Source organism: Streptomyces sp. NPDC104202 (assembly GCF_055584185.1).
Window position 1 is genome coordinate 33470 of the sequence record NZ_JBVJMN010000009.1, and the last position, 23559, is coordinate 57028.

The 23559-nt window shown below is 74.3% G+C and carries 15 protein-coding genes and 1 pseudogene; 5 read left to right on the forward strand and 11 right to left on the reverse strand.

Translation table 11 applies throughout. From position 1 onward, the window contains the following. Nucleotides 1-60: 60 nt before the first annotated feature. The 5 genes from ACZ60W_RS08630 to ACZ60W_RS08650 all read right to left on the reverse strand — a co-directional run bounded on the left by ACZ60W_RS08630 (nucleotide 61) and on the right by ACZ60W_RS08650 (nucleotide 11605). Complete coding sequence (locus tag ACZ60W_RS08630) at nucleotides 61-1725, reverse strand: succinic semialdehyde dehydrogenase (protein WP_469754642.1); 1665 nt, start codon at nucleotides 1723-1725, stop codon at nucleotides 61-63. A 175-nt stretch (nucleotides 1726-1900) separates the two neighbouring features. After that, the gene (locus tag ACZ60W_RS08635) at nucleotides 1901-3649 is read right to left on the reverse strand and encodes a serine/threonine-protein kinase (RefSeq protein WP_469754643.1); all 1749 of its coding nucleotides are present in this window, start codon (nucleotides 3647-3649) and stop codon (nucleotides 1901-1903) included. 119 nt (nucleotides 3650-3768) lie between these two features. After that, nucleotides 3769-7104 (reverse strand): protein kinase, encoded by a 3336-nt coding sequence (locus ACZ60W_RS08640; RefSeq protein WP_469754644.1) that lies wholly within the window; start codon nucleotides 7102-7104, stop codon nucleotides 3769-3771. Nucleotides 7105-7262: 158 nt separating this feature from the next. Continuing rightward, nucleotides 7263-9596 (reverse strand): serine/threonine-protein kinase, encoded by a 2334-nt coding sequence (locus ACZ60W_RS08645; RefSeq protein WP_469754645.1) that lies wholly within the window; start codon nucleotides 9594-9596, stop codon nucleotides 7263-7265. A gap of 302 nt (nucleotides 9597-9898) precedes the next feature. Further along, entirely contained in the window at nucleotides 9899-11605 is a 1707-nt protein-coding gene (locus ACZ60W_RS08650) for a glycerol-3-phosphate dehydrogenase/oxidase (RefSeq protein WP_469754646.1), read from the reverse strand. A 300-nt stretch (nucleotides 11606-11905) separates the two neighbouring features. On the opposite strand from ACZ60W_RS08650, the gene ACZ60W_RS08655 reads away from it, so the two are divergent. Continuing rightward, on the forward strand, nucleotides 11906-13147 hold the full coding sequence (locus ACZ60W_RS08655) for a nucleotide sugar dehydrogenase (protein ID WP_469754647.1): 1242 nt from the start codon (nucleotides 11906-11908) through the stop codon (nucleotides 13145-13147). A gap of 89 nt (nucleotides 13148-13236) precedes the next feature. Next, nucleotides 13237-13731, forward strand: a complete 495-nt coding sequence (locus ACZ60W_RS08660; RefSeq protein ID WP_469754648.1) for a hypothetical protein — start codon at nucleotides 13237-13239, stop codon at nucleotides 13729-13731. Between the two features lie 67 nt (nucleotides 13732-13798). Here the strand turns inward: ACZ60W_RS08660 and ACZ60W_RS08665 are convergent, their stop codons facing one another. The 4 genes from ACZ60W_RS08665 to ACZ60W_RS08680 form a co-directional block, all read right to left on the reverse strand. Beyond that, a complete protein-coding gene (locus ACZ60W_RS08665) occupies nucleotides 13799-14923 on the reverse strand; it encodes a GuaB3 family IMP dehydrogenase-related protein (RefSeq protein ID WP_017239635.1) in 1125 nt (374 codons plus the stop codon). 106 nt (nucleotides 14924-15029) lie between these two features. Continuing rightward, nucleotides 15030-16532, reverse strand: a complete 1503-nt coding sequence (gene guaB, locus ACZ60W_RS08670) for an IMP dehydrogenase (RefSeq protein ID WP_469754649.1) — start codon at nucleotides 16530-16532, stop codon at nucleotides 15030-15032. A gap of 140 nt (nucleotides 16533-16672) precedes the next feature. Continuing rightward, on the reverse strand, nucleotides 16673-17275 hold the full coding sequence (locus ACZ60W_RS08675) for a sigma-70 family RNA polymerase sigma factor (protein ID WP_026058283.1): 603 nt from the start codon (nucleotides 17273-17275) through the stop codon (nucleotides 16673-16675). A 243-nt stretch (nucleotides 17276-17518) separates the two neighbouring features. Next, nucleotides 17519-18130, reverse strand: a complete 612-nt coding sequence (locus tag ACZ60W_RS08680) for a response regulator transcription factor (protein WP_003948568.1) — start codon at nucleotides 18128-18130, stop codon at nucleotides 17519-17521. Nucleotides 18131-18562: 432 nt separating this feature from the next. Between ACZ60W_RS08680 and ACZ60W_RS08685 the strand changes: the two are divergent. Further along, nucleotides 18563-18883 (forward strand): annotated as a pseudogene (locus ACZ60W_RS08685) (WhiB family transcriptional regulator); the annotation flags it as partial. Nucleotides 18884-19154: 271 nt separating this feature from the next. On the opposite strand, the gene ACZ60W_RS08690 reads toward ACZ60W_RS08685, so the two are convergent. Next, complete coding sequence (locus tag ACZ60W_RS08690) at nucleotides 19155-20048, reverse strand: LysR family transcriptional regulator (protein WP_469754650.1); 894 nt, start codon at nucleotides 20046-20048, stop codon at nucleotides 19155-19157. An 80-nt stretch (nucleotides 20049-20128) separates the two neighbouring features. Between ACZ60W_RS08690 and ACZ60W_RS08695 the strand changes: the two genes are divergently transcribed. Further along, nucleotides 20129-20803 (forward strand): MOSC domain-containing protein, encoded by a 675-nt coding sequence (locus tag ACZ60W_RS08695; protein ID WP_469754651.1) that lies wholly within the window; start codon nucleotides 20129-20131, stop codon nucleotides 20801-20803. Nucleotides 20804-20831: 28 nt separating this feature from the next. Then, on the forward strand, nucleotides 20832-21605 hold the full coding sequence (locus tag ACZ60W_RS08700; protein ID WP_469754652.1) for an SDR family NAD(P)-dependent oxidoreductase: 774 nt from the start codon (nucleotides 20832-20834) through the stop codon (nucleotides 21603-21605). An 18-nt stretch (nucleotides 21606-21623) separates the two neighbouring features. On the opposite strand, the gene ACZ60W_RS08705 is transcribed toward ACZ60W_RS08700, so the two are convergent. Beyond that, nucleotides 21624-23555, reverse strand: coding sequence for a DUF2264 domain-containing protein (locus ACZ60W_RS08705; RefSeq protein ID WP_469754653.1), 1932 nt, complete (start codon nucleotides 23553-23555; stop codon nucleotides 21624-21626). Nucleotides 23556-23559 lie beyond the last annotated feature (4 nt).

Genomic DNA, 23559 nt, shown 5'->3' on the forward strand with positions numbered 1-23559 from the left:
CGGAAAGGGCGGAATCGGGCGGGGAGTCCGGGGCGGCCGCGGAGACCGCCCCGGCGGGGGTCAGCGCAGGCGCAGGGCCTTCATCGCCTTCAGGGAGACGCTCATGAAGGCGGCGTACTTCTCGTCGTCCATGCCGAAGGAGGGCGCGAGGGGCATCAGCCGCTGCTGGGCGACGGTCTGCGCCTCGGTGTACTTGAGGATGCCCTCGGAGCCGTGGCGGCGGCCGAGTCCGGAGTCCTTCATGCCGCCCATCGGGGACTGCACGCTGCCGTAGGCGGGGGCGTATCCCTCGTTGATGTTGACGGTGCCGGTGCGCAGCCGGGCCGCGACGGCGTGGCCGCGGCGGGAGTCCTTCGTCCAGACGGAGGAGTTCAGCCCGTACGGGGTGGCGTTGGCGAGGTCGACGACCTCGTCCTCGTCGGTGAAGCGGTAGACGGAGACGACCGGGCCGAAGGTCTCCTCGGCGCAGACGGCCATCGGGGCCTCGACGCCGTCGAGGATGGTCGGCTCGTAGAAGAGCGGGCCGATGTCGGGGCGGGCGACGCCGCCGGCGACGAGCCGGGCGCCCTTGGCGACGGCCTCCTCGACGTGCCGGCTGACGGTCTCCAGCTGCCGCTCGCCGACGAGGGAGCCCATGTCGGCGCCGTACGCGAGGGAGCTGCCGAGGCGCATGGCCCGGGTGCGGGCGGCGAAGCGCTCCAGGAAGGCGTCGGCGACGGACGCGTGCACGTACAGCCGCTCGATGGAGATGCAGAGCTGGCCGGCCGAGGAGAAGCAGGCGCGGACGGCGCCGGCGGCGGCCTTCTCGATGTCGGCGTCCGCGAGGACGAGCATCGCGTTCTTGCCGCCGAGTTCGAGGGAGACGCCGACGAGCCGGGCCGCGGCGCCCTGGGCGACCTCGCGGCCGGTGCGGGTCGAGCCGGTGAAGGAGACGTAGTCGGCGTGCTTGACGACCTCGGGTCCGACGACCGGGCCCTCGCCGAGGACGACCTGGAAGACCTCGGCGGGCAGTCCGGCCTCGATGAGCAGGTCGCGGGCCCACAGCGCGGTGAGCGCGGTCTCGGTGTCGGGCTTCATGACGACCGCGTTGCCCGAGACGAACGCGGGCAGGGCGTCGCCGACGGAGAGCTCCAGCGGGTAGTTCCAGGGGGCGATCTGGCCGACGACCCCGCGGGGCTGGCGCAGCTCGGTGACCTTGGTCAGGGTCGGGACGACGCCGGTGTGGCGCTTGGCGCGCAGGTAGGCGGCGGCCCGGCGGCCGTAGTGGCGGGCCGCGACGGCGACCGCCTGGACCTCCTCGTGGGCGTGCAGCCGGGCCTTGCCGGTCTCCAGCTGGATGAGGTCGAGGACCTCGGCCTGGCGCTGGAGGACGAGGTCGTGGAAGCGGAGGAGGACGGCGGCGCGGGCCTTGACCGGGACGGCGGCCCAGGCGGGCTGGGCGGCGCGGGCGCGCGCGAAGGCCCCGGCGACGTCCTCGGGGGTGGACTCGGGCAGGTCCGCCAGCTTCTCCCCGGTGAAGGGGGTGTGGTTGGCGGTGCGGCCGGAGCCGGCGACGCCGCGGGTGAGGCGGGCGACCACCTCGGGCGTCACGACGTCGGCGGCGGTCCGCGCGCCGGCGGGCGCGGGCGCGACCGGGTTGGTCGCACCGGCGGGGGCGGCCGCTCCGCCCTTCGCTGCGGGTGCGTCGGAAACCGTGGGGGCGGCGGGGGCCTGCGAGTCCGTCATGAGGGCGAGCGTAGGCCGCCTTCCGCCCTTTGGGTACCCGTCGGTAACGCGTTTTCACCGGGCGCACACATCGCGCCAGCGATCACTGGCACATAAGCCCTGATCAGCGGCTTACGGCCGACGGAGGCCGGGCGGGGAGATTTCCGCCCGCCCGGCGGCCGTCCGTGCGGACCGCTCAGTCGACCGGCGCGCGCCAGTGCTGGAGCACGATGTCGAACTGCTCCCGCGTGGTCTCCCAGCTCGACTCCGGCGCGGACATGTAGATCGCGTACTCCGTGCCGTCGTCCTCGTAGTACATCTGGTCGATCGCGCGCCGCGGCCCCGGGAAGGTCTGCTTCTCCGTCCAGGTGAACTCCCAGAGGCAGGAGCGGACCTGGTCGCGGTAGGTGTTCTGGAGGAGCTTGACCCGCTGGTAGTTCATCCGCCGCTGGAGGACCCGCTCCAGGTCGATCGCGTGCATGTACGGGTTCTCGAAGTCGGGGGACCTGTCGATGCTGATCCGGATGCGGTGACGGCCGTTGTCCGGGGTGTAGTCGACCTGGTCGCCCTCGGTCTGCCGCTTCCACCCGTCCGGCACGAGGATGCTGAAGCCCTTGGGGTCGTCGACCCGGTGCCAGCCCTCCGGGACGTCCTTCACGGCCTCCTTGGAGGCCGGGGCGGAGGCCGGGCCGGTGGCCGTGGTCCGTCCGCCGCCGCCGCCGGCGCGGTCGCCCCCGGCGTAGTTCATGGCGGCGAAGACCGCCCCGCCCGCGACGACACCGGCGAGCAGCGCCGCCAGCACGGCGGTGCGCCAGCGGCCCCGGCCGGACCCCGACGGCGGGGACGACGGCACCAGGGTGGGCGGCTGCGACGGGTGGGGAACGGGGGGCCGCCCGGACGAGGGGGAGGCGTCGGCCGGGTGGGGCCAGGCGCTGGTGGAGCCGCGGGGAGCGGGCTCCGCGCCCTCGACACCGGGCTGACGGGCCGTGTCGCCCGACCGGGCGTCGTCCGCCGCGGCACCGGCCGCCGGGGAGCTCCCGCCCTCCGGTGTCTCCAGCTCCTCCCAGGCGACGCGCTGGGTCGGCACGTACGCCTGCGCCGCCTCCGGCCTGCGCCCCTCCATCGCGTCGAGCAGCATCCGTTCGGCCTCGTCCGCACGCGGCCGCTGGTCCGGGTCCTTGCGCAGCAGCGCGACGATGACGGGCGCCAGGGGGCCCGCCTTCTCCGGGTGCGGCGGCTCCTCCGTCACCACGGCCTGCATGGTGCTGATCGGGGAGCTGCGGCGGAACGGCGAGACGCCCTCCACCGCCGTGTACAGCGTCGCGCCGAGCGACCAGAGGTCGGAGGCGGGCCCCGGGTCACCGCCGCGCACCCGCTCGGGCGCCAGGTAGTCGATCGAGCCGACGATCTCCCCGGTGCGGGTGATGGTCGAGTCGCCCTCGATGGCCGCGATCCCGAAGTCCGTGATCAGCACGCGTCCGTCGCGCGCGAGCAGGACGTTGCCCGGCTTGACGTCCCGGTGCAGCACCCCGGCCGCGTGCGCGGCGCGCAGGGCGCCGACGACGTGCAGCCCGATCCTGGCCGCCTCGCGCGGCTCGATCGTGCCGGTCTCCTTGGCGGCGTCCGCCAGCGAGGGCCCGTCGACGTACTGCATGACGATCCACGGCCGGCTGTCGTGCTCCAGGACGTCGTGGACGGTGACCACACCCGGATGGGTGATCCGGGCGGCCGCCCGCGCCTCCTTCTGCGTACGGGCGTGCAGGACGAGCCGGTCGGCCTCGGCCACGAACCGGCCCGCCGTCAACTCCTTGACCGCCACGACACGGTGCAGGACCTCGTCGTGCGCGCGCCAGACCTTGCCCATGCCGCCGCGTCCGATGGACTCGCCCAGCCGGTAACGCCCGGCGAGCAGCAGTCCCGCACCTGTGCTCTGAGAATGTTCCACGTGCCCCCGCATTCCTTCGGAGAACAGGTTACGGAGGGGGGGACGGGGGGCGGAACCTCGGGGCGGTCATAGGAACAGCACTGTGACCAGGGGGCGGTGGGAACGCTTCCGCTTCACCGTCACGGCGTGAAGGCCCGGGTGGCCTCCTCGTGGATCGCGCTGACCTTGTCGCGTTCGGTGTACGGGCCGATGACCTGCACCACGTGGTACCGGCCGCCGTCGATCAGGGCGAGGTTGCGGACGAAGACCTCCCGCCCGCTGCCGTCCAGCCACCAGTAACTGCCGGTGGCCGTCGCGGTCCTGCCGATGTCGACGCGGCGCGTGCGCTCCGCCCCCGACCAGCTCGACGCCCGCCACGGCTCCAGCTCGCGCTCCCGGCTGCTCTGGTACTCCAGCGGGTCGCCGCCGTTGTCCCGCACGCTGTCCCGGCCGGGGACGACGATCATCGTGAACTCGCCGTTGCTGTAGCGCACTTGGCCCGCGTCGTTGATCGGACTGCGCCGCCACCCGTTCGGCACCCCGATCCGGAAGCCCTCCGGGTCCTGGCGCACCGTGTAACCGGCGGCCGGGGCCGGGGCGGACGGGTCCGCGGCGGGCGGAGTGGTCGGCGGCTTCGCGGACGCCGTGCCCGGTCCGCCCGACGGCTCGGCGGACGGCCCGGCCGAGGTGCCGCCGGGGCGCGCCGTGGGCGCCGGGCCGGTCGGGGAACCGGTCGCCCCGGTGGGCGCCTCCCCCTTGCCGGGCAGGAAGAACACCGCGTACGCGACCGCGCCGCCGAGCAGCACGAAGACCAGGACCAGCAGCGTCCGGCCGAGGGACCGCGGGGAACCGGAGCCGCGGGCGGACGACGGACGCGGGGCGCGGGGGGCCCGCTGCGGGATCTCCTCGCGGTACTCCTCGTACTCGGCGTACTCGGTGTACTCGGTGTGGTCCTCCCGCGGAGCACCGGGCGGGTCCACCGGTCCGCGGCCGTGGCCGGGCGGCACGCCGTGCCCGTACGCCCGGTCGTGCTCGCGGACCTCCTCGCGGGCGGCCGCGGCGCGCGGCTCCCTGCCTCGCTTGTGGCGGTGCCGGCCCGCGCCCGCTCCCCCGCGCCACCGGCGCACCAGCTCGCCGCGCCGCCGCACGATCGGCAGCCGCTTCTCGTCGAAGGACGGCAGCGGGACGACGCCGACGCCCGCGTCCGGCTCGGGCGCCGACCGCACGAGGGACCGCAGCCAGCCGCGCAGCTCCTCGAAGTCCGGCCGCTCCCCGGGGTCCTGACGGAGCAGGGACTCCACGACCGGGCGCAGCGGCCCGCACTCCTCGGCGAACGCCGGCGGCTCGGCACAGACCAGCTGGACGAGTTCGGCCGCGCTGTCCTCCGGGTAGGGGGCGTGGCCCTGGACGGCCCGGTAGAGGAGGGCGCCGAGCGCCCAAAGGTCGGTGGCGGGGCCGATCGGCGGCGCGAGGCGCCAGTTCTCGTGCACCGGGCCGGCCTGCTCGGGCGCCCAGCGCTCGGTGACCGCGCCGACCACCGCGATCCGGGTCTGCCGGGCCCGCTCGGCGTCGAGCCGGGTCGTCGGCCCGCGGTGCGCCGGGGCCCGCTCCCCGCCGTCGTCCCGCGGCGAGGCGGGGGCCGGCAGCCGCGCCCCGGGGGTCGCGGCCGTGTATCCGGCGGGCAGCGCCGGGCGCCCCGAACCGGGCAGCACGGAGCCGCCGCCGGCCGGGACCGGCCCCGAGCCGTCCCGCGACGCGTGCGGGCCGTCGCTCCAGCTGCCCGCCAGCATCACGCGCGGCGGGGGGCCCTGCCGCGGGCCGCCGCCGTACGGCTCGTCTCCGTCGTCCTCGTCGTCGTCCTCGTCGTCCTCGTCGTCCACCTGCGACCACCACTGCGGCCCGGGCGGAGCGGCGGACGCCTGCGGCGGCGGCTCGGCCGGGTCCGGCCCGGGCCGCGGCTCGGGCTCCGGCTCCCGCTCCGGCGGCGCGGGGCGCTGGGCCGGGAGCGCGCCCGTCTCGCCCAGCCGCGCCGCGGCGCGCGCGCCCGCGCGGTACGCGGCGATGGCGCCCGCGCGCGCGGCCCGCACGTCGGCGGTCGGCGGCGCGGCGGCCGGCTGCGTCCCGGCGGGCGGCACGGGGGTCGCGCGGCCGTAGGGGTCGGCCCCGTAGGGAGCCGCGCCGTACGGGACGTCGTCGTAGGCGTCCGTGTCGTCGTCGTCCGGCGCGTCGTCGTCCCACGAGGCTCCGGCGGCGGGAGCGTCCCCCGGCGCGCCGTCCGCCCCGGCGCCGGCCGGACCGGGGCCCTCGTCCCCCTCGTCGCCGTACTCGACGTCCTCGTACGTGACGTCCTTGTCCACCTCGGCCTCGTGGACCTCGGTCCCGTGGACCTCGACCCCGTACTCCTCCGTCGGCGCGTGCCACACGGGCGCGTACGGGTCACCGGCGGGCGGCCCGGACGCGGAGGGCTCCAGGGCGTAGGGCTCGTGGGCGCCGGGCTCGGCGGCGTACGGGCGGAGGTCGTCGTGGGGCCCGGTGTCCGGTCCGTACGGGTCCGGCGCGTACGTGCCCGGGTCGTAGGCGCTCCGGCCGTACGCGCCCTGGTCGTACGCGGTGCTCCGGTCGTACGCGGTGCCCTGGTCGTCAGGGTCCGGCGCGCCCGCGTACGGGTCGGCCGCGTAGGGCTCGGGAGCATACGGATCGGGTGCGAACGGCTCGATCGCGAACGGACCGGTCGGCGGCGATCCGGGCTCGGACGGCCCGGACGCGGACGGTCCGAGCTCGTACGGTCCGGACGGTTCGGGATCGGACGGTCCGGGCTCCGGCGCGCCGACGTCGGACGCGCCCGGCGCGAAGGGGTCGGGCGCGGAGGGCTCCGTCTCGGACGGCACCGGGGCGTATCCGCAGAGGGCCTCCTCCGCGGCGCCCGCCGCGAGGCCGGTGAGGACGACGCGGCCGTCGTCGCAGACCAGGACGGTGTGGGCGGTGATGTTGCGGTGGACCCAGCCGTGGGCGTGGAGGGCACGGAGGGCGGTGAGGACGTCGGCGCCGATCTCGGCGGCGCGGTAGGGGTTGAGGGGGCGCTCGGCGAGGAGCGCGGCGAGCGGCCTGGCCGCCACGACCTCGCTCACTATCCACAGCGATCCGGCCTCGGCGAAGACGTCGAAGACCTGGTCGAGGAGGGGGTGGTCGGGGATCTGCGCGGCGGCCTGGGCCGCCTCGATCGCGCGGCGCACGACGGGTTCGGCGGGCCGCCGGGTGGCCCGGCCCGCACCGCCGTAGGGGTCCGCGGGTCCGCCGTCGCCGTCGAGCACCTCGGCGTCGACGAACTCGGGCAGCGGGACCTGGCGGACCATGACCTCCTGGCCGCTGTACGTGTCGAACGCGCGCGTCTCGGTGAGCGCGTACGTGTCCGCGTCCGCCGGCGGCAGGGGCAGGCGGTAGCGGTCCGCGAGCACCCTTCCCGCGTAGTCGTCCACGACGCCTCCCCACGCGCGCGGTGGCCCCCCGTGGGCCCGCGGATCCCTCGGGATCGTGCGGGATCACGCGGGTCCGTCAATTCCGGTCCGGCACCGTGCAGTTAACGGCTCTGTTCGGCTGCGTACGGTCCACGAACTCTCACGATACGTGGCACCGGTCAGTCCTTGGGCGCGAACGTGGCGAACGCCGTCTCCCGCAGCGTCCGGCACTCCGCGCCGTTCCACTCGTCCGCCTTGCAGCTGACCATGATCGAGTAGCCGTGCCGGGCGTCCACCTTGAAGCCGCGGTTGAGCACGTGGACGCGGATGCCCTTCTGGACGCGCTCGAACTCCCAGTCGGCGACGGTCGGGTACCCCTTGTACGCGACCTGTCGTATCCCGATGTGCCGGTAGTCGTTGCTGGTGGCGGCGACGCCCGCCATCGCCAGCCGCCAGGCGGCGGCCGCGTCGTCCTTCGGGCTGTCGTTGAAGTCGACCTGGACGCGCGGGAAGCCGCCGCTCTCGCTGAATATTCCGCCGGAGTCGTATCCCGCTATGGCGCGGAGCCGGAAGGTGGAGGGCATCGCCATCGAGAAGTGGAACTTCGCGTTGGTGACGAGGGCGTAGCCGGCGGGCAGCTGCGTGCCGCCGCCGGGCTTGGCCGAGGGCGTGCCGGTGGCGTTCGAGCCGTCCGTGGCGCCCGTCGTGCCGTTCGCGCCGGTCGCGCCGGTGGAGTTGGTGTCACCGGGCTGGGCGCCGCCCTGCTGGCCGGGGCCGCCGGGCGTCTGGCCCTTGCCGCCGTCGGAGCCGTCGCCGCCGTCACCGCCGGCCGTGGTGCCGGCCGAGGCGGTCGTGCCACCGCTGCCCTTGCCCTGGTTGCCCGCGTCGCCGCCCCCGCCGAGGGAGACGGCCAGGATCGTGCCGAGGACGGCGAGGACCGCGACCGCGGCGATGATCACCAGGGTGCGGCGCGGCACGACGTCGGTCAGCGTCGCGCGGGCCGCGGCGGGCTTGCCGCCGGGCCGGCTCGTCGCGGGCTTCGGCGCGCCGGAGGCGGCCGCGTTGCGCACGGAGTTCAGGGCGCCCCGCATCCGGTCGGCGGGGGCCTCTGAGCCCTGCTTGCGGTCGGCCGCCGGGGTCGGCGGCACCGGGGGCGCCGCCGGCACGTGTGCGGGCCGGGGCGGCAGCGGCACGACCTTGGTGACCTCGGGCGAGGCGACGGGGGCCGCCTCGGGCGCGTCGAGCACGGCGCGCAGCAGGATCCGGGCGCCGGCGTCGTCGAGCCGCTGCGCCGGGTCCTTGGCGAGCAGGCCGTAGATGACCTGCTCCAGCTCGGGTCCCGCGTTCTTCGGCGGGTCGACCGGCTCGGTCATGACCGCCGTGAGGGTGGCGATGGCGGAGCCCTTGTCGTAGGGCGGGCTGCCCTCGACCGACGCGTAGAGCAGGCCGCCCAGGGACCACAGGTCGGCGGCGGGGCCGGGCTTGTGGCCGCGGGCGCGCTCCGGGGAGATGTAGGAGGGGGCGCCGACGAGCATGCCGGTGGAGGTGATCGAGGGGTCGCCCTCGACCTGGGCGATGCCGAAGTCGGTCAGGACGACCCGGCCGTCCTCGGCGATCAGCACGTTGGACGGCTTCACGTCGCGGTGCAGGATGCCCTCGCGGTGGGCCGAGCGCAGCACGTCGAGGATGGCGAGGCCGACCTCGGCGGCGCGCCGGGGCGTCAGGACGCCGTCCTCGCGCACGGCGTCCGCGAGGGACTTGCCCTCGATGAGCTCCATGACGATCCAGGGGCGGTCGTCCTCGTCGACGACGTCGTACACGGTGACGGCGCCGTTGTTGCGGATCCGGGCGATGGCCTTCGCCTCGCGCAGGGTCCGGGTGATGAGGCGGCGCTTCTCGTCGTCGTCGATGCTGGTGGGGAAGCGGAGTTCCTTGACGGCGACCGTGCGGCCGAGGATCTCGTCGACCGCGCGCCACACGGTGCCCATGCCGCCGCGGCCGAGGACCACGCCGAGCCGGTAGCGGCCGGCGAGGAGCCGTCCCTCGCCCACCGGGGCCTTGCGCAGCCGGTCGCCGCCGGACGTGCGGGCGGTGCCGGCCGCGCGGCCGCTCTCGCCGTCGCCGTCCCCGGCGCCGAAGCCGGCCCGGCCGGTCGACGGCTCGGTGCCGCGGAGGCGTCCGGTCGGCACGTCCCCGACGGGGGCGCCGGCCGGCGCGGAGGCGGTCCCGGCGGCGGCGTCGCCCCCACCGGAATCCTTCGCTCCGTCAGACGGCGCGTCCGTGCCGCCCTTCGTGCCCCGGTCGTCCCCGGGGCCTTCGGCAGCCTCCGCGGACTGCCCCGGACGCGCGTCCTCCGGGGCCTTCGCACCCCGTCCGACCTGCGTGTCCTGCTCGTCCCGTCCCGCTTCACGCGCGGCCGGGACCGCTCCTCGGTCGCCGTCGGTCGCGGCCCCCGCGGCGGCGTCCCGCCCGGGGTCCTTCGCCGTGTCCCGCGACTGCTCCGCCTCCGACATGCGTCCCCTCTGCGATCCCTGATCTGCGCCGCGTCTGCCGCTTCCCGCGCGATGCGGTAACCCGCCCTGGAAGAGAGCCCATTGTCCCTCACCTCGGGACGGGTGGCGCCCCCGGGTCCGTACTCCGGGATGACGACGCTTCCGCACACCCTCCAGGTTCCCGCAGGATTACGGACGACCCGGACGTCCTGTCAGATCGGCGTCCGTTCCGTCCCCGCCCGTCCCCGACCGCCCTCCGGCCGGGCCCCGGCCACCGTCCGGTCGGGACCGGCGGGCGCGGCCCCTCCTCGCCGGGCGGGCCGTCAGATCGGCACGATGTCCGGCGCGCCGAGCCGGGCCGCGTCGGCTGTCAGGTCGTCGGGCTGGCGCTGCGACTCCCGCTCCGCCTCGACCCTCTTCTCGTAGTGCTCGACCTCCTTCTCGATCTGGAGGTCGTCCCAGCCGAGGACCGGCGCCATCAGTTCCGCGCACTCGCGGGCGCTGAGGGTGCCCCGGTCGAAGGTCTCGATGGAGATCCTGGTCCGCCGGGTGAGGACGTCGTCGAGGTGACGCGCGCCCTCGTGCGAGGCGGCGTAGACGATCTCGGCGCGCAGGTAGTCGTCGGCGGCCGCGAGCGGCTCGCCGAGGCCGGGGTCGGCGGCGACGAGGTCGAGGATCTCCTGCGTCAGGGAGCCGTAGCGGTTGAGGAGATGCTCGATGCGGACGACGTGCAGTCCGGTCCGGGCCGCGATCCTGGCCCGCGCGTTCCACAGGGCCCGGTAGCCCTCGGCGCCCAGGAGCGGGGTGTCCTCGGTGACGCAGGGGGCGACGCGCTGGTCGAGGCCGTGGACGGCCGCGTCGACGGCGTCCTCGGCCATGACGCGGTACGTCGTGTACTTGCCGCCGGCGACGACGACCAGGCCCGGGACCGGGTGGGCGACGGTGTGCTCGCGCGAGAGCTTGCTCGTGGCGTCCGACTCGCCGGCGAGGAGGGGGCGCAGCCCCGCGTAGACGCCCTGGACGTCGTCGCGGGTGAGCGGGGTGGCGAGCACGGTGTTGACGTGTTCCAGGAGGTAGTCGATGTCGGCGCTGGACGCGGCGGGGTGCGCCTTGTCGAGGTCCCAGTCGGTGTCGGTGGTGCCGACGATCCAGTGCCGTCCCCAGGGGATGACGAAGAGCACGGACTTCTCGGTGCGCAGGATGAGCCCGGTGGTGGAGTGGATGCGGTCCTTGGGGACGACCAGGTGGATGCCCTTGGAGGCGCGGACGTGGAACTGGCCGCGCTCGGCGATGAGCGCCTGGGTGTCGTCCGTCCACACCCCGGTGGCGTTGACGATCTGCTTCGCCCGGATCTCGTACGCGACGCCGGCCTCGACGTCCTGGACGCGGGCGCCGACGACCCGCTCGCCCTCGCGCAGGAACCCGACGACGCGGGCCCGGCTGGCGGCCCTGGCGCCGTAGGAGGCGGCGGTGCGGACGAGGGTGGTGACGAAGCGGGCGTCGTCCATCTGGGCGTCGTAGTACTGCAGGGCGCCGACGAGGGCGTCCTTCCTCAGGCAGGGCGCGACGCGCAGGGCGTTGCGCCGGGAGAGGTGCCGGTGGGCGGGGAGTCCGCGGCCGTGGCCGGAGGAGAGGGACATCGCGTCGTAGAGCGCGACGCCCGAGCCGGCGTAGAACCGCTCCCAGCCCTTGTGCTGGAGGGGGTAGAGGAAGGGGACCGGCTTCACCAGGTGGGGGGCGAGCCGCTCCAGGAGGAGTCCGCGCTCCTTGAGGGCCTCGCGGACGAGCGCGAAGTCGAGCATCTCCAGGTAGCGCAGGCCGCCGTGGATGAGCTTGCTGGACCGGCTGGAGGTGCCGGAGGCCCAGTCGCGGGCCTCGACGATGCCGGTGGTGAGCCCTCTCGTGACGGCGTCGAGCGCCGTCCCCGCGCCGACCACGCCGGCGCCGACCACCAGTACGTCGAGTTCGTGCTCGGCCATGGCCGCGAGCGCCTCGACGCGCTCGGCGGGTCCCAGTGTCGCTGTCCTCACGGCTGCTGCCTCCCGTCGTCCCCCGTCCGTTCCGTGCGGGGTCGTCTTCCCGCACGAGCGGTGGGCACCGCACGAACCGGGCCTCTGTGGCCCGGCTCACAGTCCTGATTCTGTCCCGGTCCGGTGACTTCAGCCACCGCCTCGCCGCCACCCTGTGGATAACACTCGGCGACCTTGGGACGCACAATGCCGCATGTCGGTCATATTTACGCCTAGTCTGACATTGCGGGCGACTCGTTCTGTCCACCGGGCTTGCGCCTCGCGTCCCCTCCGGCTACAGGGAAGGACGGCTCACCCCCCATGCCCGCTGATCTCGCCGTCATCGGCCTCGGCCACCACGGACTGCCCCTCGCCCAGGCCGCCACCGCCGCGGGCATCGACACCGTCGGCTACGACACCGACCCCCGCCCCCTCGCCGAACTCGCCGCCGGCCGCTCCCCCGTCGACGGCTCCCTCACCACGCCCGAGATCCGCCGCATGCTCGCGGGGGGCTTCCGGCCGACCACCGACCCCGCCGAACTCGGCCGGGTCCGCACCGCCGTCCTCTGCGCCCCCACCCCCCTCGGCCCCGACCGCACCCTCGACCTCACCGCCGTCACCGACGCGGCCCGCGCGCTCGCGGCCCGGCTCCGCCCCCACACCACCGTCCTCCTGGAGTCCCCCGTCCCGCCGGGCACCACCGAGGGCCTCCTCCGCGACCTCCTGGAGACCGGCTCGGGCCTCCGCGCCGGCCGCGACTTCCACCTCGCGTACTCGCCCGGCCGCATCGACCCCGGCAGCCGCACCCACGGCTTCGCCGGCACCCCCAAGGTCATCGGGGGCCTCACCCCGGCCTGCACCGAGTCCGCCGCCACGTTCTACGGCCGGCTCACCGACAAGGTGGTACGCGCGCGTGGCCCCCGCGAGGCGGAGACGGTCAAGCTCCTGGAGACCAACTTCCGGCACGTCAACATCGCCCTCGTCAACGAGATGGCGGTCCTCTGCAACGAGCTCGGCGTCGACCTCTGGGACGTCATCCGCTGCGCCGAGACCAAGCCGTTCGGCTTCCAGGCGTTCCGCCCGGGCCCCGGTGTCGGCGGGCACGGCGTCCCCGTCGACACCGTCGGCGCCCACCGGCCGCTGCGTCTGGTCGAGCTCGCCGGCCAGGTCAACGAGCGCATGCCGGGGTACGTCGTCCAGCGCGCCGCCACCCTCCTCAACGAGCACGGGAAGTCGGCCCGCGGCGCCCGGGTGCTCCTGCTCGGCATCACGTACAAGCCCGACCTCCCCGACCGGCAGGGCTCCCCCGCCGACGAGATCGCCCGCCGCCTCATGGACCTGGGGGCGACCGTCAGCTACCACGACCCGCACGTCCCCGACTGGCGCGTCCGCGAGCTGCCCGTCCCCCGGGCCGACTCGCTCTACGAGGCCGCCGCCCACGCCGATCTGACGATCCTCCTCCAGCACCACCGCACCTACGACCTCCAGGGGCTCGCGGTCAAGGCACAGCTGCTGCTCGACACCCGCGGCGCCACCCCCGCCGGGGCGGCCCACCGCCTCTGAAATCCCCTGGGCGGGGCGGTGGGCGGACTGCTAGCCTCCGGGCTCTTGTTCGCACATCCGTGCGCCCGTGTCCCTGGGGGGATCACCGCATGTCTCAGCCCGTTCCGCCGCCGTCCGGCAACCCGTTCGCCGACGGCGCCGCCCCGCAGCCGTACCCGACGGCGCCGCCGCCCGCGCCGGTCCGCGACAACGTGGCGCTCGGCCTGGTGGCCGCCCTCGTCACGGCGGTCCTCACCGGCGTGGTGTACGGGGCCGTCATCGGCGGCATCGAGCGGGAGATCGGCTGGGCCGCCGTCGGCGTCGGCTTCCTCGTGGGCCTCGCCGCCGGCAAGGTCGGCGGCCGCAGCCCCGTCCTGCCGGTCGCGGGCGCGGTGCTCTCGCTGGGCGGCGTCTACCTCGGCCAGCTCGTCGGCATCGCGATCCTGGGGGCGAAGCAGCTGCACGTCTCCGCCTCGGAGCTCTTCTTCCAGGAGTTCGGCACGCTGACGGAGGTGTGGAACGCGGACAAGGACGTGCTGACGTTCCTCTTCTTCGCGCTCGCCGCCTTCGCCGCGTTCTCCGGCGCCAAGAAGGCCGCCGCCTAGAACCCGCGTACGCCGAGGGCCCCGCACCGGACAGGTGCGGGGCCCTCGGCGTCGGGACGACCGGGCGTCAGCGCTTGTGCTGGGCGTCCGCGACGGTGACCTCGACGCGCTGGAACTCCTTGAGCTCGCTGTAGCCGGTGGTGGCCATCGCACGGCGCAGGGCGCCGAAGAAGTTCATGGAGCCGTCGGGGGTGTGCGACGGGCCGGCGAGGATCTCCTCGGTGGTGCCGACGATGCCCAGGTCGACGAGCTTGCCGCGCGGCACGTCCTCGTGGACGGCCTCCATGCCCCAGTGGTGGCCCTTGCCGGGCGCGTCCGTGGCACGGGCCAGCGGGGAGCCGATCATCACCGAGTCGGCGCCGCACGCGATGGCCTTCGGCAGGTCGCCGGACCAGCCCACGCCGCCGTCGGCGATGACGTGCACGTAGCGGCCGCCGGACTCGTCCATGTAGTCGCGGCGGGCCGCGGCCACGTCGGCGACCGCGGTCGCCATCGGGACCTGGATGCCGAGGACGTTGCGGGTGGTGTGCGCCGCGCCGCCGCCGAAGCCGACGAGGACGCCCGCGGCGCCGGTGCGCATCAGGTGCAGGGCCGCGGTGTACGTGGCGCAGCCGCCGACGATGACCGGGACGTCGAGCTCGTAGATGAACTGCTTCAGGTTCAGCGGCTCGGAGGCACCGGAGACGTGCTCGGCGGAGACGGTCGTGCCGCGGATGACGAAGATGTCCACACCGGCGTCGACGACGGCCTTGGAGAACTGCGCGGTGCGCTGCGGGGAGAGCGCGGCGGCGGTGACGACACCGGAGTCGCGCACCTCCTTGATGCGCTGTCCGATCAGCTCCTCCTTGATCGGGGCCGCGTAGATCTCCTGCAGACGGCGGGTCGCGGTCGCCTCGTCCAGCTCGGCGATCTCGTCGAGCAGCGGCTGCGGGTCCTCGTACCGGGTCCAGAGACCCTCCAGGTTGAGGACGCCCAGGCCGCCCAGCTCGCCGATCCGGATGGCGGTCTGCGGCGACACGACCGAGTCCATGGGGGCGGCCAGGAAGGGGAGCTCGAAGCGGTAGGCGTCGATCTGCCAGGCGATCGAGACCTCCTTCGGGTCCCGGGTGCGCCGGCTCGGGACGACGGCGATGTCGTCGAACGCGTACGCCCTGCGGCCGCGCTTGCCGCGCCCGATCTCGATCTCAGTCACGATGTGTGGCCTTTCCCTCTACGTCTGCGCCTACCAGTATCCCCGACACACGCGCGGGGGGCGGCTCCGGCCACATGCCGGAACCGCCCCCACGCGTCGCGCTGTGTTACTTCCTGCTGTAGTTCGGCGCCTCGACCGTCATCTGGATGTCGTGCGGGTGGCTCTCCTTGAGGCCCGCCGAGGTGATCCGGACGAAGCGTCCGTTCGTCTGGAGCTCCGGCACCGTGCGGCCGCCGACGTAGAACATCGACTGGCGCAGACCGCCGACCAGCTGGTGCACGACCGCGGAGAGCGGGCCCCGGTAGGGCACCTGGCCCTCGATGCCCTCGGGCACGAGCTTCTCGTCGGAGGCGACGCCCTCCTGGAAGTAGCGGTCCTTGGAGAAGGAGCGCTGCTCGCCGCGGGACTGCATGGCGCCGAGCGAGCCCATGCCGCGGTACGACTTGAACTGCTTGCCGTTGATGAAGAGCAGCTCGCCCGGGGACTCCTCGCAGCCCGCGAGCAGCGAGCCGAGCATCACGGTGTCCGCGCCGGCGACGAGCGCCTTGGCGATGTCGCCGGAGTACTGCAGGCCGCCGTCGCCGATGACGGGCACGCCGGCCGCCTTGGCGGCGAGGGATGCCTCGTAGATCGCGGTGACCTGCGGGACGCCGATGCCGGCGACGACGCGGGTGGTGCAGATGGAGCCGGGGCCGACGCCGACCTTGATGCCGTCGACACCGGAGTCGATGAGCGCCTGGGCGCCGTCGCGGGTGGCGATGTTGCCGCCGATGACGTCGACGGAGGAGTTCGACTTGATCTTGGCGACCATGTCGCCGACCAGGCGGGAGTGGCCGTGGGCGGTGTCGACGACGATGAAGTCGACGCCGGCCTCGATGAGGGCCTGGGCGCGCTCGTACGCGTCGCCGGCGACGCCGACGGCGGCGCCGACCAGCAGCCGGCCTTCCTTGTCCTTGGCGGCGTTCGGGTACTTCTCGGCCTTGACGAAGTCCTTGACCGTGATGAGGCCCTTGAGGATGCCGGCCTCGTCGACCAGGGGCAGCTTCTCGATCTTGTGGCGGCGCAGCAGCTCCATGGCGTCCACGCCGGAGATGCCGACCTTGCCCGTGACCAGCGGCATCGGGGTCATGACCTCGCGCACCTGGCGGCTGCGGTCCGTCTCGAAGGCCATGTCGCGGTTGGTGACGATGCCCAGGAGCCGGCCGGCCGGGTCGGTGACCGGGACGCCGCTGATGCGGAACTTGGCGCAGATCGCGTCGGCCTCGGCGAGCGTGGCGTCGGGGTGCACCGTGATCGGGTCGCTGACCATGCCGGACTCGGAGCGCTTCACGAGGTCGACCTGGTTGGCCTGGTCGGCGATGGAGAGGTTGCGGTGCAGCACGCCGACACCGCCCTGCCGCGCCATGGCGATCGCCATGCGGGACTCGGTGACCTTGTCCATCGCGGCCGAGAGGAGCGGGATGTTCACCCGCACGTTCTTCGAGATGTACGAGGCGGTGTCGATCTGGTCGGGCGCCATGTCGGACGCGCCCGGCAGGAGCAGCACGTCGTCGTAGGTCAGCCCGAGTGTCGCGAATTTCTCGGGCACTCCGTCGACGTTGGCAGTCATGACACCTTCCCAAATGGCCTTGATCGGTGCGGGATGTCCATGCTAACGGGCTGAAGCGGTGTCTCATTCCACGATCAAGATCACCGGGAAGCTTTGGACGTTCCCACGTGTACGAAAGGGACGACTGGGCCCGGCGAGACTTACTGCTCGGCCAGTGCGCGGAGCCGGCTGAGGGCGCGGTGCTGGGCGACCCGGACGGCGCCGGGGGACATGCCGAGCATCTGGCCGGTCTCCTCGGCGGTCAGTCCGACGGCGACCCGCAGCACCAGCAGTTCGCGCTGGTTCTCCGGGAGGTTGGCGAGCAGCTTCTTGGCCCATTCGGCGTCGTCGCTGAGCAGGGCCCGCTCCTCGGGGCCGAGGGAGTCGTCGGGCCGCTCGGGCATCTCGTCGGAGGGCACGGCCGTGGACCCCGGGTGCCGCATGGCGGCGCGCTGGAGGTCGGCGACCTTGTGGCCGGCGATGGCGAAGACGAAGGCCTCGAACGGCCGGCCGGTGTCCTTGTAGCGCGGGAGCGCCATCAGGACGGCGACGCAGACCTCTTGGGCGAGGTCCTCGACGAAGTGCCGGGCGTCGCCGGGCAGCCGGTTGAGGCGGGTGCGGCAGTACCGCAGGGCGAGCGGGTGCACCCGTGCGAGCAGGTCGTGCGTCGCCTGCGCGTCGCCGTCGACCGCGCGACCGACGAGCGCGCCGATCTCCCCCTGCCCGGCGGGCATGGGGGACCTGACGGTCTCGTCGTCGCGCATCGCTCCATGGTGCCCCGACGCTTCTGCGTTCGCGGCACCGCGTCCGTAGTTGTGCACCGAAGCGTTATGAGCAGGTGCGCCGGAACTCATCTCCCGCGCCCTCCCCTCCCGCTCGATCGACTCGTCCCCGAGGAACTCCACATCTCAAGGATGCGTCATCCGGCCGGGAAGTGACACAAGCCGGCCCCGTCCGCCCCGCGACGGACGCGGACCCGGACGGGGACATGGCGGGCGACCTGCGGTTCAGCGGACCAGGCCCCAGCGGAATCCGAGGGCGACGGCATGGGCCCGGTCGGACGCGCCCAGCTTCTTGAAGAGACGGCGGGCGTGCGTCTTGACCGTGTCCTCGGAGAGGAAGAGCTCGCGCCCGATCTCCGCGTTGGACCGGCCGTGGCTCATGCCCTCCAGGACCTGGATCTCGCGCGCGGTGAGGGTGGGCGCGGCGCCCATCTCGGCGGAGCGGAGCCGGCGCGGGGCGAGCCGCCACGTGGGGTCGGCGAGCGCCTGGGTGACGGTGGCCCGCAGCTCGGCGCGCGAGGCGTCCTTGTGCAGGTACCCGCGGGCGCCGGCCGCGACCGCGAGCGCGACGCCGTCGAGGTCCTCGGCGACCGTCAGCATGATGATGCGGGCGCCGGGGTCCGCGGAGAGCAGCCGACGGACGGTCTCGACGCCGCCCAGACCGGGCATGCGTACGTCCATCAGAATCAGGTCCGAGCGGTCCGCGCCCCAGCGGCGGAGGACTTCCTCGCCGTTGGCCGCGGTGGTCACGCGCTCGACGCCGGGCACGGTCGCGACCGCGCGGCGGAGCGCCTCTCGGGCAAGCGGGGAGTCGTCGCAGACGAGGACGGATGTCATGCCTGACCTCCGCGGCTCTCGCAGCTGTAGCGCGTCACCTTGAGCCTCCAGGGCTGTACGTAATCGTCACCTGTGCGATTGACGCTCTCGGACACCTGCCCGATCACTTGTTCCTTCAACCGCTTCCACCCACTCAACGACGGTCACTCGAAAGAGTTACGGGCCGGACGCACGACTTCGGCACTCTACGTGAGGGGCCGCACACGGAGCAGAGCATCGGGGTCACTCGTCCCAGATCGAAAGCTATGCCCCATTTAGCGGCTTTTCTTCCCTTTTCGCAGTGTCTGTGGCTAGATTCGCAATGAGTCATATTTACATCTACTTCGACAGTAGGTGTGCACACCTCGACCTGTCGGGGACCCGGAGGCCCCGCCGATCAGCCATCCACCCGCCCACCTATCCGTTCGACACGGTTTCAAGGGGACAAGCGCAATGGCAGATTTCTCCCGCCTTCCCGGACCCAACGCCGATCTGTGGGACTGGCAACTGCTCGCGGCCTGCCGCGGCGTCGACAGCTCCCTGTTCTTCCACCCCGAGGGAGAGCGCGGCGCGGCACGGAGTGCGCGTGAGAACTCGGCGAAAGAGGTCTGCATGCGGTGCCCGGTACGCGCGGAGTGCGCGGCACACGCACTCGCCGTGCGGGAGCCCTACGGCGTATGGGGCGGCCTCACCGAGGACGAACGCGAAGAGCTCATGGGACGCGCCCGGAACCGCCTGATCTCGGCGGCACCGACGACCGCGTCGGCCGCGAGCACGGCGCCCATGACTCCCATGACATCCATGACGACATCGGCCGCGGCCGCGGGCCGGCCGATCGTGGAGCGTATGTGAAGGAACGTTTCTGCAATTGATCAGCACACCGCGCACACGCGCGTGTCGGGCCTGCCCGCGCGCGCGTGGCGGCCGGGGTCCCTCCCGTGCGCCCGCGCGGGACGGCCGGCCACGCCGGCTCGCGCCGGGGCGGTGAGTCTTCACGCCCCCATCCGGGCACGGGGAGCCCCCGCGCGCCGTGGGCGGAGCGCCGTCACGCGCGCGCGGCGGCCCGGGTCAGCTCGTCCAGCGTGGCGGCGACGGCCGGGACCTGGGCGAGGTCGGGCAGCGTCAGGGCCACGATCTCGCGCTCGACGGCCGGTTCCACGGTCACGGTCCTGGCGCCCTTGGGGCGGACGGACTCGATGGCCAGCTCCGGCAGGACGGCCACGCCCAGCCCCGCGCCCACCAGGCCCACCACGGCCGGGTAGTCGTCGGTGGCGAAGTCGATGCGGGGGGTGAACCCCGCCTCCTCGCACACCTCGACGAGCTGGCGGCGGCAGCGCGGGCAGCCGGCGATCCAGGACTCCTCGGCGAGTTCGGCGATGCCGACCGCGTCCGCCCCGGCGAGCCGGTGCCCCTCGGGCACCAGGCCCACGAGCCGGTCGGCCAGCAGCGGCCGGACGACGAGGTCGTCCCACTCGGCCTGCCCCGCGCCGTACCGGAAGGCGAGGGCCACGTCGCAGTCGCCCTCGCGGAGCATGTCGATCGAGCGCGGCGGTTCCGCCTCGACCAGCGAGACCCGGGTACCGGGGTGTGCCGCCCGGAGCGCGGCGAGCGCGGTCGGGACGAGGGTGGAGCTGCCGCTCGGGAAGGACACCAGGCGCACGCGGCCGGCCCGGAGCCCGGCGATGGCGGCGACCTCCTCCTCGGCGGCGGTGAGCCCGGCGAGGATGCCGGAGGCGTGCCGGACCAGGACCTCGCCCGCCTGGGTGAGCCGCATCTCGCGGCCGGTGCGGATCAGCAGCGGGGTGCCGGCCGAGGCTTCGAGGGCCTTCATCTGCTGGCTGACGGCGGGCTGGGTGCAGCCGAGTTCCCGCGCGGCGGCCGAGAAGGAGCCGGTGGCGGCGACGGCGCGCAGGACGCGGAGGTGGCGGGCCTCGATCATGGTCCAAGCATAAGCGAATCTTGGATGAGGCGGCCAATGTTCTCCATAGACTTTGAGTTCGATGCCCTTAAAGTGCCCCCATGACCTTGCTGAGTGTGAATGTGGGCCGCGCCCGGGCCGTGGAGTACACCGACTCCGCGACGGGAACGACGGGCATCGACAAGCGGCCCGTCGACGGCCCGGTACGGATCGCGGCGCCCGGGCCGCCCGGCGTCGGCGGCGGCGGGCTCGCCGGGGACGCCGTCTGCGACCTGCGCTTCCACGGCGGGAACGACCGGGCCGCGTACGCCTTCGCCCGCGAGGACATGGACCGGTGGGAGGGGGAGCTCGGCCGCGAGCTGGCCAACGGCTCCTTCGGCGAGAACCTCACCACCCTCGGTCTCGACGTCAACGGGGCCCTGATCGGCGAGCGGTGGCGGATCGGCGACGAGGTGGTCCTGGAGGTCACCGGCGGCCGCATCCCGTGCCGCACCTTCCAGGGCTTCCTCGGGGAGAAGGGGTGGGTCAAGCGGTTCACGGCCTCGACCGCCGGTCCCGGCGCGCTGCTGCGGGTCGTCGTGCCCGGCGAGGTGCGGGCCGGCGACCCGGTCTCGGTGGTGCACCGGCCGGACCATCACGTCACCGTCGCCCTGCTGCATCGGGCCGCGACCGCCGAACGCACCCTGCTTCCCGACATGTTGGCCGCGGCGGAGTGGATGGAGTCGGGACTGCTCGCGCTGACCCGGCAGTACGCGGAGAAGTACGGCCGGCCGTAGCGCCGCGACGGGGCACTACCGTGCCCGTATGACGACTGCACTGATTACGGGCGCCACCGCGGGCATCGGGGCCGCCTTCGCACGGAGACTCGCCGCGGACGGCCACGACGTCGTGCTCGTGGCGCGGGACATGAAGCGGCTCCGTGAGCAGGCGACCGAACTGCACGACCGCCACGGCATCGAGGCCGAGGTGCTCTCCGCGGACCTCTCCGAGGAGAAGGGCATCGCAGCCGTCGAGGCCCGGCTCTCCGACCCGAGGCGCCCGGTGGACGTGCTCGTGAACAACGCGGGCTTCGGGAACAAGGGGCGTTTCCTGGAAGTCTCCATGGCCGACGAGCTGAAGATGCTCACGGTGCACTGCGAGGCGGTGCTGCGGCTGACCTCGGCCGCCGCCGCGTCGATGAACGAGCGGGGCCGGGGCGCCGTGGTGAACGTGGCCTCGGTGGCCGCCTTCGTGCCCCGCGGCACCTACGGCGCCTCCAAGGCGTGGGTCGTGCAGTTCACCCAGGGCGCGGCGCGCGACCTCGCGGGCAGCGGGGTGCGGCTGATGGCGCTCTGCCCCGGCTTCGTGCGGACCGAGTTCCACGAGCGGGCCGGGATGGGGACGGACAACATCCCGGGCTGGATGTGGCTCGACGCGGACAAGCTGGTGACCGCCGCGCTGGCGGACCTGGACCGGGGGAAGACGCTGTCGATCCCCGACCCGCGCTACAAGGCCCTCATGGGCGTCGTGAAGCTCGCGCCGCGCGGGCTGCTGGGCGGCGTCTCCTCCCGGGCGGGCCGCAAGTACGGGCCGAAGTAGCGCCCCTCCGCACCCGGTTCACGCCGTCCCCGCAGCGGAAGGCCCGGACGCCCCGGAAAGGCCCGGGGCCCCGGTCACCCCGGTCGCGTCGGTCGTCCCGGACGCCCCGGTCGCCCCGGACGCGTCGGCCGCGTCGGCCGCAACAGGGGCGTCGAGCGGCAGCCGTGTCGTCGAGCCGTCGTGCCAGGTCACGTGCAGGGTGCGGCCGTCGACCCGGACGCGCGCCAGGTCGGCCAGGGGCACGGGGTCGGGCGCGCCGGTGAGCGAGGCGAGCGCGACGAAGAGGCTCTCGCGGCCGCTGGTGGTGCCGTGCAGGGCGAGCGTGCGGCTGCCGGGTCCCTGGAGGGTCTCCCCGGTGGGGAGTTCGCCGGCCGGCCGCCCGGCCGGGTAGCCGTGCGCCGGGTGGAGCCGGGCGTGCGGCCCGCCGGGGGTGGTCGCCCAGCCGGTCTGCCGTACGGGGGTCCCCTCCGGGGCACCGGTGACGAGATGGGCCCGGACCTCGGCCCGGCCGTGCGCGAGGGTCGCGGAGAGGACCCGCACGCCGGGCAGCGGCCGGTGGACCGAGGCGGCCCAGCCGGGTCCGGTGCCGGCCGGGACGGCGGGGCCGCGCGGGGTGGGCCCGCCGACGACGAGCAGGGCGAAGTGGTTGTCGGCCGGGGCGGGCGGGCCGGTGGGCCCGGTGCGGGTGGAGTAAGCGTGGCGGGCGTAGCCGGGGTCGTCCTCGGCTCCCTCCGCGCTGTGCACGTGGTTGCTGCCGTGGTTGTGGAGGCGGACGAGTCCGTCGGCGGCGGTGGTCTGGACGAGCAGCCCGGCGGGGGCGAAGGCGCGGACGGTGTCGGCCCGTTCGGCGGGCAGCGGCTCCTCGGGATCGGTCCAGGCGGGGTGGTCCGCGGGCAGGAGGAGACCGAGGAACCCCTTGGACGCCCAGTAGGGGGAGCCCGGTCCCGAGTACTCCTGCACGAGCGGCGGGTACGGTCCGTGCCAGCCGAGGGTGAGGAGTCCGCGCTCGTCGGTGGCGCCGCGGTCGAGGAAGTACCGCAGGGAGCCGGAGGCGAGGCGGCGGGTGGCGCCGGGGGTGAGCGGCGTGTGCCCGGTGAGGGCGCCCAGCCAGGGGGCGGCGGCCGCGGCGAAGCGGTAGACGAGGGAGCGCCCGTAGGGCAGGGGCGCGCCGTCGGCGTCGAAGAGGTGGGCGTAGTCGTCGAGATGGGCGCGGAGCCGGGGGCCGTAGCGGTCGAGGAGCTCCCGGTCGCCGGCGAGGTGGGCGTGGAGGACCGGGTAGAAGTGCAGGGCCCAGGCGTTGTAGTGGTCGAAGGCGCGGTTGTCGCCGTCGCTGTACCAGCCGTCGCCGAGGTACCAGTCCTCGACGCGGGCGAGGGAGCGGTCGACGGTGGCGGCGGCGCGGTCGGTCTCGACGCCGGCGTCCTGGAGGAAGCCGGCGACGGTGAGCCCGAAGAGCCACCAGTTGTTGTCGACGGGGGACGGCCCGAGGGCGGGCAGGAGCCAGTCGGCGACCCGTCGGCGGGTGCGGTCGTCGAGGCGGTCCCAGAGCCACGGCCGGGTGAGGCGCAGGCCGAGGGCGACCGAGGCCGCTTCGACGACGGCCTGGCGGGTGCCGGTCGTCTGGGGCCAGGAGTCGGGGTCGTCCCGTCCCGGGTCCCGGGTCCCGGCCGCGAGTCCCCCGGCGTACCGGTCGAGGTGGCCGTGCGGGTCCTCGCCGCCGGCGCCCGCGATCCGGAGGGCGGCGAGAAGGAAGGTGCGGGCCCAGCCCTCCAGGCCGTCGGAGCGGGCTCCGGACCAGCTGGGGCGGGGGCCGGGGAGGTCGATCAGCGCGCGTCCGGGCGAGGCGTACGGGCGGACGGCGAGGAGCAGCCGGTCGGCGGTGGCCTCCCAGTGGCGGCGGGTCCAGCCGGTGTACGGGCTGAGCTCACGGTTCTCGGGCGGCGTGGGCATGATG